A 13525-nucleotide genomic window follows, 5' to 3' on the forward strand; every position below is an offset into this window, starting at 1 on the left:
GCCTCAGGTAAACGACGCTCGGAGTTTATTAACCGATTTTCGTAGCAGTGAGGCGGACTCGTACGTCCACTTCCCCCCGAGCGACGCAACAAGGTGCGGGTGTAACGGCCGGAACAGTGGGTTCGCGAGGAACGACCAAACAAAGTATTTGCGTGCTTCCCGGTAGCGGCCCGCTCTGACAGCAGACCGTGCCAAGTTCCGACGCATTGAGGCAAGAAACATCCGTGCGAGATAGAGCCCGTGTTCTCTCGCGAAGTCATAGTGTTTATCGATGAATAGCGGATACGCCACGTCCCGTTTTGCTTCGAAATTGCTCGTGATATTGCCGGGGACACCGCCTTGTCTGAATGTAAGCGTTTCTTGGACCGGTTTAAAATGGCAGTGCTTGGCAAGACGGAAGAACCACTCGCGGTCTTGCCAAGCAGGAAACCGTTCGTCAGGGAGCCCCGCGGCATCGATGGCATCGGCCGCAACCATTATTGAGGAGAACTGCCCGAAGTTCGTCCCTTTCAACAGCTCCTTGATCACGTTACCTTCGGCGGTCGGTGCGGTGACCATTGTTCCGCTGGGACTGTCAGTGCGTTTGCCGGTGTAAACGACGCCAACCTCTGGGGCCGAAGACTCGAACGTTTCTACTTGTCGACTGATCTTCGTCTCGTGCCATCTATCGTCGTCGTCCAGAAACGCGACGTACTTCCCTTTCGATGCCCGGATACCATTGTTTCGAGCAACGTTTGCGCCCCTGTTCTCGTTGTGTCGGATGAACGTTACTGAGTCAAGTCGGTCAAGATCGCTGTCGGTCAGCGTCTTAGCGACCGGCTTTGGGGAACCGTCGTCAACGATAAACAGTTCGATACTGTCGTAGGTCTGTTCGACGACGCTTTCGACCGCATCGGGGAGATGTTCACTGCGATTGTACGTCGGGATTACAACGCTCACAAGCGGTTGACTTTGATTCGTGGACGACCCTGTATTCATTATCTTCTTCAATACTTGGCTTCCTAAGCATTTGAGTAATACATCAATAATACTGTCAGCAGACCGCCGCGATCAACTTGAAAGTGCTTACATCTCCAGCAGTATAAGAACATTCGGTTCTCATCATCCACCGGCCGAGTTGTCACCCATCAGGATCCGTTTGGCCATTGGCAAGGTAAGGAACGTGACCGACGGATACAGCTGCGAGATTCTTTCTTCTCCCTCATTTGCCGGGCATAACAGCCGCAACACCACGGAGATAACGAGATACTCACACGCCTCTATTAGCGTCTCATGCTCTTGGGTAGTTGGGAGGATTCAACCATTTTCACAAACGTTTCCATGTGATCCAACCGCGGGCCAGATTACTTCTCCTGGCTATTAAACAGCTAGATGGTTAGCATGATAGGATCTTTCACCTGTGGATATAACGGAACAATGTGACCACACGACGAAACCCCGTTCAAATTGAACCGGTTGTCAGGATAATATTCAAACGACAAAATCGATGCGGAGTCACCGTCTAAACCACGTGAGGATTCCGAGCGAGTCAAAGACAGAAGAACACTGCTACGTGTTATCGCCTGAATGCTTTGGTGCTTATTGGAATACAAAAATAAGACTGACGCAGGCTGGCGAGGGCTCTCAGGCGGTAGATAGCCTATAACTATTTGCGGTCAGCTAATCTTTTTAACAGAATATATACAATGTACACCGTTCTTGGAAGTGCTATCAACCACCCGGACGTTATCAACCCCTACTACGGGATTTTCAACCGCAGGTCTTTTAAGTCGCTCGCGGATGCGGGGATCGACCTCAATGTCGTCTCTCCCCGTCCATACGCGCCCCCGTTTGGACCGTATTCCGCGTATAGTAATATTCCCGAAACCGAAAACTGGGGCGCCTACACCGTTCATCACCCGCGTTTCTGGTACCTCCTGCCAAAGCGGTTCTTCTACGGCCTTTCGGGCGAATCGTACGCGAAGCGAGTCCCGAAGTACGTCGAGGACACCTTCACGCCACCCGATGTCGTCCACGCGTGTCACATCTATCCCGACGGTTACGGGATGCTGCCCTACGCCCGGAAGCACGACCTCCCGCTGTTCGTCGTCGCACACGGGACGCTCCTCAATACCTTCGAGAACCAGCGCAGCGGCGTCAAAGCGAAGATACGGGAGACGCTTGAGGCGGCGACCGGCGTTCTCTGCGTCAGCGATGAGCTCTCTGAGATAGCGAAGCGGCTCACCGACCCGTCGAAGGTGGTGACCGTTCCTATCGGCGCGGACCCGCAACGATTCCCCGTCGATCAAGAGCAGCGACTGCGCCAAGAGCTCGACATTCCGCACGATGCGACCGTCGTCCTCTTCGTTGGACAGTTTAGCGAGGCGAAAGGCGTTGGCGAGATCACCGAGATGCTTCCCGACGTCGATCTCGAAAACACCGTCTTCGTGTTCGTCGGTGCCGGTGGAGACATGGAGACCGAACTGAGACGGACCGTCGGCGAAAGCTCGTTCTCCAATAGATACGTCTACGCTGGCCTATCGCCGCTCGCTCTAAGACGGTGGTACGCCGTTGCGGACCTGCTGATGTTGCCAAGTCACTCGGAGGGTCGGCCGACGGTGATTTATGAGGCAATGGCGAGTGAGACGGCGGTGCTGGCCTCAACGGTCGGCGGCGTTCCCGAACAGGTAGTTGACGGGGAAACCGGCCTATTGGTGCCGTCAGGTGACCCGGTCGCTCTGAAAAGTGCACTCAAATCGCTGGGCGGAGACAGCGACCGGCTTCGGCGGATGGGAAAAAAGGGGTTAGAACGGCTATACGAGCATAACTGGACGTGGATAGACCACGCCGACCGCGTCAAACAGATCCACCTCGAGGCGATTGAGGACGGAGCGTCGCCGACCACTACTCCCCGGTAACACTGTCTCGTCAGCCGCCATTGTCGATTGGTCCGGAGTACACACAAACCGTCCGTACGGGGACTGACGAGCCGCAGCCGTTCGAGCGGATCAGAAGCGGGTCCGGTTCTTCCCCATCGCTGTCGGCGGATTCGGCGCGTCATTCCGTTTAGACGTGCGTCCACAGTTCACCCGTAGGGCACAGCCACCGTCCTGAATACCAGAACCGGTGTGCAATCGCGACGGTCGTATACTCGGTGTTTCTGGATTCGATAGTGCACAGAACCACCTTCTCGGTGTTCCAGTCTGCGTCGCTCGGCGCCGTGTAGAGAACAGCAGCTCCGCGCGTGTCAGGAGCACTCGGACGCAAGCACCACCCGTCAGATAGTTCCGTATCGCTTCGCAATACTTCTGTATGATATTATACAGAGTTCGTATAACCAATATGAAAATACGGTCTGAATGATTATGGAGCGTACGAAACTCAATTCGTCAGGGACAGAAGTTCTCATAATCGGTGGGGCTGGTTTCATAGGCAGTCATATCGCGGACTCGCTCGTCGACAACGCCAACGTCACCGTCTACGACAACCTCTCGACCGGGCGTTCAGAGAATCTTCACCCCGATGTCTCACTTCTCAACGACACAATCAGAAACCCAGAGCGACTAACTGGGGCCGTTGAGCAGGCTGATCTCGTATTCCACTTGGCCGCACAGGTGAGCGTCCAGCGCTCTATCGAGGGTCCTATCTTCAGCCACGAGACGAACCTCGACCCGATCCTCACGATACTCGAAGCCGCTCGCGGTTCGGACACTCGCGTCGTTTTCGCGTCCAGCGCGGCCATCTACGGCGAGCCTGAGTACACGCCGATCGACGAGGACCACCCGAAGGAGCCGAACTCCCCGTACGGCCTCGAGAAACTTACAGCCGATCAATACTGTCGCTTGTATCACGACCTCTACGACGTCGAGGCAGTCGCGCTCCGCTATTTCAACGTATACGGCCCGCGTCAGCAAGCCGGCGACTACTCGGGCGTCATCTCCATTTTCCGCGAACAGGCCCGTGCCGGTGACCCGATCACGGTTGAGGGCGACGGAGCGCAGACGCGCGACTTCGTGCACGTCGACGACGTCGTGCAGGCGAACCTCCTCGCAGCGACCGCTGAAGATGCCCCTGGCAATGGGATTAATGTGGGTACAGGCACCGAAATTACGATCCGTGAACTCGCCGAGGCAGTCAGGCAGGCAACGAACTCCGACAGCGAGATAGTCCACGTCGAACCCCGAGAAGGAGACATCAAAGAGAGCGTCGCCGATATTTCCCTCGCACGCAAGGAGCTGGGATACGAGCCCAAATACGAGATTTACGATGGGATCGAAGCGTACCTAGGTGAGTAATGTGATACCCGTTAGATCTCAAAAGCTAGATCACAGACAATTGGGCGCTCGATGCTAGCAAGGGTATTCAAATTCAGCTTCTCGGCAGATTAATAAGTTTGACTCCATTATCTACCAAGCGACATCCTCTCTCAGAAACCGCTAGATCGCTATCGAAAAATTTTAATGAAAGTGTTATAATATAAAGAGCGGAGGAGTATGAGTCAAAGATTGTATAGATTAAGAATGCTTCTTAATTGATTGACTCCACCGGACTCAAAAGAAGATTACTCAACTAGTTCAATTAAGCCACTCCGGCAGATTGCAAATATTCTATAATGTTGTGTTCTTTTTATTTATTTTCTGGAATATCGTCCACATATCCCAAATCATGGAGATGCTGTTTTAGTTCATCATCTATTTTGTTTTCTCCTTTTTTAGATGTAAATCCACCCATTTTTGTTTCTAATGCATCTACCAATTCATCCCATTCTTTGGATAAGTCATTATTTTCAGGATATGATATCGAATCTAAATCTGAAACATGCATAATTTTTTCTTTTTTCTCATTGTGCATAGTTAGTATAATTCGCCGAACGTCATTTTCACGGCCACTCTCCATTTCAGGGCCTGTTTCTGTATTTATCCTGTCAGAAAACAACTTCCATCCCTCAGAGCTCCGGATGCCGAAATAATATTCATCAGGTCCTATTGCTGAAAAGTATACTTTTTTTCTAACGAGATCAATCGGCGATTCGGCAGGATACCCTTCAACAGTATTTGGAACATCTATACCAGAAGTCGATAGAATAGTCGGCATAAGATCTATCATACTCACTTGTTGATTAATCGTATCTTGCTTCCAATTAGGGTGGCTGATTACAAGAGGAACTCTAACCATGTCCTCCCAGAATGCTGGAGTTGGTGTATGACCAATCATATTATGAAGGTCTGGATCGAAACCTTCACCGTGGTCAGACGTAATCACCATAACGTCTTTTGCTGGGTCGAAGTGGCCACGATCTTTCAGAGTTTTTATGAATAATAATAGCTGATCGCTCCAATATTCACAACATGCGAGATATGCTTCTTGTATATCATTTAATTCCCCATCACTAAATTCACTCCCTCCATTAGACATGATAATATCAGATGATAATGACGAAAGATCGGATCTGCTGTATTTTTTTGAGAACTCTCTAGACTCAAGATATTCTTCTGGAGGCTCAAACGGATGATGTGTATCCATATAATGAATCCAGCAGAATTTATTTGTATCCTTGTTAAGGCTTAACCAGTCAAGAGCATCATTGTTTAAATCAGGTGCTGGAGAGTAATAATGATTATAGGATCCGAGGCTTATAACTGGGTTTAAAATATGGAAATAAATCCATTTTGCAAGTCGATTGAATCGTTCTGAAGGAACTTGATTGACTATCAACTGAGATTTCTTTTTCCAAGATTTCTTTGATAGGTTTCCTGCGCTAAATCCACGGTCATAGTCATATTCTGAACTGACTAGATAGTTATCTGTCCAGAATCCGCATTGGTAACCTGCCTCTGAGAACTTTTCAGCCATTGTCGTTAATCCCTCAGATTTGTCAATTCCGTAGCCACTGGTATCTGCATAGACTCCAGCTGCCATTGCTGGCATAGAGTGTGCTGTCGCGTTTGCAGTTGCAACGGCATTTGTGAAATTGACGCCGTTGATGTTTTTATGCAAGTCAGGTGCAACTTCTTCAAAGGCATCATGCCTCAACGCGTCAGCTGACAAGATAAAGACATTTCTAATATCGGAATTTCTTTTGATCACATGTATGTATCATAGCTTCGTTTGATCAAAACACCGATATAAACAATTTCTGCTCCATCAATAAGATTCTTATAGTAACTTGATATTTATATATTCCCAACGCATATGTGTTGTAACTATGATTTGCACATCTGTTTATCACAATCATAATCCTGATAGCTACTGGAATTAACCCGGGTAATAGGTATGATCTTTGTATCCAGATTGCCAAGTTTCTAGATCAAAAAAACCCAAATAATTATATTTGACTGGTGAGAATCATTTACAATGTCACTTCCTTCTAAAGCACGTACGTTCGTTAATATTTCTCAACAAGAAGGCCTGCTTACAGCACTTCGAAGTATGTCTAACGAGGTTCAGAAGTCATTGCTTGGTAGCCGGTTCTTTACCTATATGACGGTACTTAGGTACAAGAAACAACAATTTCTATATGATGCTCCCGCATATCCATACAAAAAATTACATATACGTCCAAATCAAGTGAATTGTTATAATAAAGAAATAAAACCATACACAGGACTCGGACTGATAAGAGGTGGAGGTTGGGATCACACCGACAAGTGTACTCCTATCAGAAAAACAACTCATTATAGAGGGATACAGCAACGTTTTGAGAAAGGTTTGGATTGGGAAGAAACTGCCTATGTACAAAAAAGACTCCTGAATGGAGAGGCAGAGAACCTTTCGGATCGTCAGCGAAAACGTGTAGAGTACTTTGAGGATTTGTTCTACGATATTAAACAAAATGGCTACCGATCTAATAGGAGTTCCGAGCATAATGCCCCGGAAGGAGGAAATCGGCAGGGATCTCTCAGACATGTCCACGCTCTCGAAGTGCTTGTGACAATTGGGCGAGATGGAGAAATATACCTAAATGAGGGGTTTCATCGGTGTGCCATCGCAAAGTTTCTGAATGTTAATAAGATACCAGTAAACGTGCTAGCTAGACATGAAGAATGGCAAAAAAAGCGGGAAATTATTAAAGCGGCATCCAATCAAGGGGCTGTCTCTTGTTTAAGTGAATACGTTACCCACCCAGATATGGAAGATATTATAACGAATGAGTTCCTCGGAGATACTTCTCATTTTGATAGCAACCACTGAGTGTTTATATCATATATCTACCGTGGTTGTGTAAATATTCTCTTCCAAGTTACACACCGTCCAATCAATCTTAGAGTGATTCTAAGAAGGTGTTCAGTTGTAAGATTTAACTGATTAGTGACAGGAACAGCACCATTTCAATTATTTGTTGATTTAGTACTATGTGAGTGAACTGCAGGTTCGGTTTCGACCGACAGGTAGATCAAAGCGTATTCAGTCGTATCCGCTTTAGTCAGAATAGTCTGTTATCAGTGTTGACCACTATAGCAAATAAGACGCCCAATCCGGGCTTAACCGCGGACTATGCCGACACAGTTTAACAGCGTCCTTCCGAATAAGTTCTGTTAAAACAGGCGCTCTCGTACACCGTCGGAAGCGCGATCAAACGTACATAGAAGATTGTAAACTGCTTCATCGTCGACAAAGTTCGGCCCGTATCCGTCGCAGGGAATGTAAGCAATATATACAGTACATCACCAGAGTTGTCTTGTAAATAGAACTAGAATAGAAAGTCCGATAAAGAAATTAGATCAATCAAAATATTCTAATATATTAATATTGTTATGAAATAAAATCTCTTATCTCACAAAATTCGAAATACTTTCAAAATAGTGCGGAGTTTGGGTAAATAGCTAACTGTTAATTTTCAGCAACTTGGTCAAATGAGTTCCGATGAATAGTCAAGATATAAGCTGAGTCACTGCTCAGCTCTAGTGATCAATCAAGTGTGTTAGTGTTCTCTAATATGAGAACAATGATTTACGTGTTATCCCAGTTGAACGGCGTACAGCTCTGCGTACTTCCCGCCGTTCTCAACGAGTTCGTTGTGTGCTCCTCGTTCAGATATTCGACCGTTTTCCATCGTGTAGATCCGATCTGCATTCTCAACAGTCGACAGCCGATGCGCGATCGTGATGATCCCATAGTCTCGGTCCATTTTCTCAATCGCCCGTTGGACTTCCTGTTCAAGATTAGTGTCTAAGTCACTAGTCGCCTCATCAAGAATCAGTAGGTCAGCGTCCTTCAGCAGTGCACGTGCAAGTGCAAGGCGCTGTTTCTGCCCACCGGACAATCTGACTCCTTCATCGCCCAGCTGTGAGTCGTAGCCGTTAGGAAGATCATCGAAGAACTCGTCAACCCTAGATATCTCACAGGCGCGTTTAAGATCGTGTCGTGTCGCGTCCCGATTTCCTACAGTGAGATTGTACCGAAGGCTTTCATTGAAAATGTATGGGCTTTGTCTGACTACCGCGATACGATCGCGCCACTCTCTAGGATCCATCTCATCAATAGGCTCTCCATTCGCGTGGATTCGACCAGAGTCCGGTTCATAGTACCTTGCAAGTAATGACACAATTGTCGACTTTCCAGCTCCCGACTGGCCAACAAATGCGACAAATTCGCCTTTTTCGACTGTAAAATCAACACCAGACAGAACGGTCTCGTCATCATTATATGAGAATTTAACATTATCAAACTCAACCGAGTTTACGGTTTCTGGTACCGTACGAGCGTCCCCAGCGGGCTCACGAAGCTGTTCGAGCTCGTTGACGAAACGCTGAGTTCGGACCAGATGGGGGAGTTCGTTTTCAATTGTATATGCCAGTTCATTAAGCTCGCTTGCCCTAGGGGCGAGTTGGAACATTGTAAAAAGGAAGAGCCCGAGTTCGCCAAACGATAGGTTTGCTAATCTAAGTGCTAAATATATTAGCATGAACACAAACACGGAAACAGCGAGGTTGTAAAAATTCCTTATAGCTGATTGGTTCCTTTTTAATTTTACTATATTGTAAGTGTACATATCCACTGCGTCAACGAAGCTTTCGTATATTTCATCAGTGAGATTGAATATCCGAATATCTCGGATTCCAATCATCCCAGCTTGAGCAGACTGGTGACGACGCTCGTTCGCGTCGGCAACCTTGTCGCCGACCTTGTATCCAGGATCGATCACGTATCGAAGCACAAAGGTAATAGTACCAAGTATACCGACTGCAACCAGCGTTAGTAACGGGGAAACCCACAGTGCGATAAGCAGATATACACTAGTGAGAAGCACCGCGTTGATTAGTTTGACGATTTTATTTATTACCCCTGCGGCAGTAGCAGACTCTGTGATGATCGTGTTGAGAATCTCATCAGACCCTTCTTTGTCGAAGTATGCCATACGGGCTTCCAAAGCGCTGTCAAACGCGCGCTTCTGGAGGTGTCGCTGATAATTAAACCGGAGTAAACGCCGGAGATAGCTGTACAAGAAGCTGCCGGTGTAACGGAATGTCATCACCGCCGAGACTCCAACAACAACAAAGCCGATCGTGAATGGTATTCCAAGAATTTGATATGCCGACACAAACAGGGCCATTAGTCCATCGGCCTCTGAAACAGGATCGTTTGATTGGAGTAGTTCAACTACTGGAACAATAAACGTTAGTCCAACCCCCTCAAGAACAGCGACGACTATTCCTAATCCAATCAGCAGTATGGTGAATTTTGGATCATAGCGTGCGGCACTGAGGAGTGAATCTAGCTTTTCTCTGCGAGGCACCGGTTCATTTTCGATTTCAGGCATGATTATTATGATTCCGTTCCATTACTAACGTGATACCAGAAGGCCGTATCAGTGACCCCCACAAGACATTGAGACCCGGCACGCACAAGCGTAAGGTGGAAATCCATTTTGTTATATAGATACTACTGGTCCTTTTTCTGCTGATTTCGCTTGGTTTATAATTTATTTATAAATTTATAGGTTAAAAATAATAAAGTAATATATACAATATATCCTGTGAATTTGAATTAAAGACGAAGTCCATTTTTGTCAGGGGTGTACCTTTATTAGGAGGTGAATTGAGGAATGTAGAATATATCACCAGTCAACTCTAACAGATCACTGTAATCTTATACTGGTAGACAGGCAGTTATTGTTATTCTGGGTCAAAGGTTTGCTTGTTTTACTGATAGTGAGTAGAGTGATCAACAGGACTATTTAAATAGCCCAGCGTAGCGCTGTTTTTAGCTGACTTGAGAAAGGTGCGAACTTGATAATTTTGAGCGACACCACCTTGCATTCGTGACGGTGGCTGGATACTGGTATCGTAGACGCTGTGCACCGGCAATTAGCTTTCGAAAAGGCGGTTTGCTTGCGCAGCCGTTGTTATCCCTGGCCGCCCGGCGATGGACGCAATGAGGGATCCGACGTGTTTCAGTCGCTCTTCGAGCCCGTAGTATGCAGACTTCGCGAAGCACAATGGCGCCTTTAGCGTCCAGATGTTGTTTTCTAGCCGAGTGTGACCTTCAGAATGATAAATATCGGCGAGAATTTTCCGACGAATCTCCGGAGAGAGGTCATACAGTTCACGTTCAGCCGAGAGGACCTCTTTAATGCCGTCGATTTGATTGCTCTTAGTCCACATTTCACTTTCTTCTCTCCGGTACAGCGTCAGAGTTCATCGACATACGTGAATTTGGTACGCTTGGCCAGTTCGATCATGTAATAATTGTCATTCGCGGCAGTAAACTGGAGAAATAGTATTATTTTTGTTAAAATGTCACACTCAATAAGCATCGAACACGTATAGCATGGGAACGTGTTGAAGTGTAATCATGTTTAAGCACATTTCCTTCCATCTCCGGGTCAGGATACCTGTGAGTTGCGTTATTTCGCTTTACACCGGTGTAAGCGACACCGACGTCCGAATGCTGTTTCAACGCCGCGGCGGTTTTGGAAAGCTTACCTTCTAACGGTATATCATCGTCATCAAGAAATTGAACGTATTCACCGGTTGCAGCTTCAACTCCGGCGGTTCGGGCCGGGCCACAGCCTTTGTTTTTTCCTTGGCGATGCCCTTCACCTCGTCGTATCGCTCCGTCACCGGCTCGGCGTGACCGACGCCGGAATCGTCGACGACGATCAGTTCAACCGGTTCGTACTCCTGTGCCAATATGCTCTCTATCGCCTCCGTCAATAGTTCGTTCCGGTAATATGTCGTGATAATAACTGATATCGTTGGGTTCATAACATTATTCCAGGTGCGCACTCTTGCCGGTTGACCTCGTTTGTTCGTCGGTCGATGACTTACTCCGAGCAGCCTCGAACGTCGTCAGGAGTCCGTCCACTTGCGTCTGGACGCTAAATTCGTCGAGGATCTTCTCACGTGCTCGGCGAGATAACTTGCGCCACTCAGCGTCGTTTTGCAACAGACGGAGCACCAACTCCGCCGTCGCGTTTGGATCGCGCGGAGCCGTTAACAGACCGTTCTCGCCGTGGTCGACGAGTTCGGGAATCCCCGAAGTAGTCGTTGAGACCACCGGCGTTCGCATCGACATCGCCTCCATGAGCGAGACGGGGATCCCGTCTCGTTCTCCCGACTCGGTGATGACACTCGGGAGGAGGAAACAGCGAGCCCTTTCGAACTCAGCGACCAGTTCCGCATCGGAAACGTTATTGAGAAACATCACGTTCTCTTCGATTCCCAGCGAGGAGACAAGACTCACGAGCTCATCGTACTGTGATCCGGATCCGACGATATGATATTCGACGTTCGGAATCTCCTGAGCGACGATGGCGATAGCCTCAATCGCGGTCATAATTCCCTTTTTTGGGTGGAGTCTCGCAACCGTCAGGACTCGCCCATCCTTGGCCGGAGCAGTCGTGTCGAACTTGTTCAGTCTGACGCCTGCATGGACAACGTCAATCGCGGTCTCAAATGTAAAACGCTCTCGCATATACTCACGGTTGTACTCGGATATCGTAACGACCCGATCCGCACTGGAGAGTAGTTTCTCAGTATAGTCGCCGATCGGTTCTTTGAAAATATCATGTGCGTGTGTAGTGAGGGTAAACGGCACGTCGTAATGGGTGCTAAGATACGGACACGGTAGCGGGAACGGCGTAGCAAAGTGAGAGTGTATACAGTCGATCTCCCACTCGAGTCCGTCTAAGAATTCGATGCACTGGCCCGCCCAGATGACATTTCCGACGTTGGTTTTCACTGGGACGTCCATTGACAAGATTTCGAAGCAGGAGTGTGCCGTAAGCGTAGAGAAGAACGATTTCGCTGCTCCGACTGGGTTCGGAACGTCGGCGTATCGCAGCGGCACGTTTAGGTTATCAAATTCCTCGTGAGTAACCGACTTATCGCCGTCACCAATTGCGAATACAGCAACGTTATGCCCACGCTGTTTGAGAGCGTATATCTCGTTTAGTATAAATGTCTCCGAGAGCTTTGGAAATTCTCTGAGATAGTATAGGATGTTCATGTATTATATAATACATCGGAGGTCTTACTTTGTTAATTAGATCTTTCTACAGATAGAACAGCGCTCCTTCGACGCGCTCAGAAAGTCCAGAACGTTTTGAGCGTGAAGAGATATCCTTGGAGTGACAACGACAAACGGATAGGATACGTTGATAAGTCTATTGGCCGATATTTTCCCATCGGACAAAAACAAGACTCAGTAATAGAATTGCGCCTGAAATGTATTTTTATTTGTTGTTTTATTGTATATTATCTGAAGAAGAACCACCGGTTTTAATTATGTATAGCGATACGTATTAATTCTGTTTCGATAACCGGTAAAAATTGCTAATCTGAGACCTCATATTATTGTTTCGATCCGCCGAGCACTGTAAATTTCGGCCCGCCACGGAGATCGGCAGTTCTACATTTTTGCCGTCCGCGGTCTGGCGTACAGTAACAAAAGTTTGCTACTCCCTCCACTGACCTTGGTGTTCATCCCACGAACCACCGAGGGTGTCTTATCATATTTCTTTTCGTCGTATGACTTGCTGGCAGAAACAGAGTAATTCGAGGTCGCGGATCGGCCCACAATTCTTCGTCCGGTTGCGGAGCAATTGTCCGTACTGAAGTCTATATTAGAATTTAATCCGTTAGTCTTCAATCGTCGCGGAAGCGTACGCTTCACTAACCGCGTCAAGGTAGCGTTGAGATAAGGGGTGAAGCGGTCAAAAAATCGAGTGGTTCATGCACTCGTTCGACCGCCTCAGCGGCGATAGCGGTTATATCGAGTTAGATCTTCTGGAGTGAGAGGCGACACCCGAGCCAGCGATGAAAGTCGGTATCCGCCTCCGTCTGGCTGAATTATCACTTTCGGATACCGTTCCATTCTTGAGAGGTTGGGTGTCGATCGTCATTGTACCACCGTGCATCGGTAGGTGCAGAAGGCCGATTTACAGCCGACCGGCGGTGCTCATCCGAATCATGTTGCGGTTGATGAAACGGTGATTCAGTTCAATTCTGAGCGATTCTGACTGTACGCTGCCGTCAACCCCGACACAAATCACCTGCTCCACGTCCGGCTGTATTCGACGAGAATGCTCTGTTGAATCCGCAGA

Annotated in this window: 7 protein-coding genes and 2 pseudogenes; 4 read left to right on the top strand and 5 right to left on the bottom strand. The window is 47.8% G+C overall.

The window, feature by feature from the left end; genetic code table 11:
- Window positions 1–3: 3 nt before the first annotated feature.
- Window positions 4–990, bottom strand: coding sequence for a glycosyltransferase family 2 protein (locus DJ75_RS14150; protein WP_217900393.1), 987 nt, complete (start codon window positions 988–990; stop codon window positions 4–6).
- Window positions 991–1685: 695 nt separating this feature from the next.
- Between DJ75_RS14150 and DJ75_RS14155 the strand changes: the two genes are divergently transcribed.
- Both DJ75_RS14155 and DJ75_RS14160 read left to right on the top strand, forming a co-directional pair.
- A complete protein-coding gene (locus DJ75_RS14155) occupies window positions 1686–2897 on the top strand; it encodes a glycosyltransferase (RefSeq protein ID WP_094525082.1) in 1212 nt (403 codons plus the stop codon).
- 447 nt (window positions 2898–3344) lie between these two features.
- On the top strand, window positions 3345–4274 hold the full coding sequence (locus DJ75_RS14160) for an NAD-dependent epimerase/dehydratase family protein (protein ID WP_094525090.1): 930 nt from the start codon (window positions 3345–3347) through the stop codon (window positions 4272–4274).
- Between the two features lie 331 nt (window positions 4275–4605).
- On the opposite strand, the gene DJ75_RS14165 is transcribed toward DJ75_RS14160, so the two are convergent.
- Window positions 4606–6027 (bottom strand): sulfatase-like hydrolase/transferase, encoded by a 1422-nt coding sequence (locus tag DJ75_RS14165; RefSeq protein WP_176451464.1) that lies wholly within the window; start codon window positions 6025–6027, stop codon window positions 4606–4608.
- A gap of 306 nt (window positions 6028–6333) precedes the next feature.
- Here DJ75_RS14165 and DJ75_RS18370 point away from each other — a divergent pair, with 306 nt between their 5' ends.
- Window positions 6334–7170 (top strand): hypothetical protein, encoded by an 837-nt coding sequence (locus DJ75_RS18370; protein ID WP_141212057.1) that lies wholly within the window; start codon window positions 6334–6336, stop codon window positions 7168–7170.
- 766 nt (window positions 7171–7936) lie between these two features.
- Here the strand turns inward: DJ75_RS18370 and DJ75_RS14175 are convergent.
- From DJ75_RS14175 to DJ75_RS14190, 3 genes and pseudogenes are all read right to left on the bottom strand, one after another.
- On the bottom strand, window positions 7937–9739 hold the full coding sequence (locus DJ75_RS14175; protein WP_094525084.1) for an ABC transporter ATP-binding protein: 1803 nt from the start codon (window positions 9737–9739) through the stop codon (window positions 7937–7939).
- Window positions 9740–10710: 971 nt separating this feature from the next.
- Window positions 10711–11186, bottom strand: a pseudogene (locus DJ75_RS19420) (glycosyltransferase family 2 protein).
- Between the two features lie 4 nt (window positions 11187–11190).
- Complete coding sequence (locus DJ75_RS14190) at window positions 11191–12429, bottom strand: glycosyltransferase (protein ID WP_094525087.1); 1239 nt, start codon at window positions 12427–12429, stop codon at window positions 11191–11193.
- A gap of 725 nt (window positions 12430–13154) precedes the next feature.
- Here DJ75_RS14190 and DJ75_RS14195 point away from each other — a divergent pair.
- A pseudogene (locus tag DJ75_RS14195) lies at window positions 13155–13504 on the top strand (IS6 family transposase); the annotation flags it as partial.
- Between the last annotated feature and the right edge of the window lie 21 nt (window positions 13505–13525).

The sequence above is a fragment of the Halorubrum sp. Eb13 genome, assembly GCF_002252895.1.
Taxonomy (GTDB): Archaea; Halobacteriota; Halobacteria; order Halobacteriales; family Haloferacaceae; genus Halorubrum.

Excerpts from the sequence above, each read along its gene's own strand:
- DJ75_RS14155 (WP_094525082.1), top strand. The coding sequence starts at position 1,686 with ATGTACACCGTTCTTGGAAGTGCTATCAACCACCCGGACGTTATCAAC.
- DJ75_RS14160 (WP_094525090.1), top strand. The coding sequence starts at position 3,345 with ATGGAGCGTACGAAACTCAATTCGTCAGGGACAGAAGTTCTCATAATC.
- DJ75_RS18370 (WP_141212057.1), top strand. The coding sequence starts at position 6,334 with ATGTCACTTCCTTCTAAAGCACGTACGTTCGTTAATATTTCTCAACAA.
- DJ75_RS14175 (WP_094525084.1), bottom strand. The coding sequence starts at position 9,739 with ATGCCTGAAATCGAAAATGAACCGGTGCCTCGCAGAGAAAAGCTAGAT.
- DJ75_RS14190 (WP_094525087.1), bottom strand. The coding sequence starts at position 12,429 with ATGAACATCCTATACTATCTCAGAGAATTTCCAAAGCTCTCGGAGACA.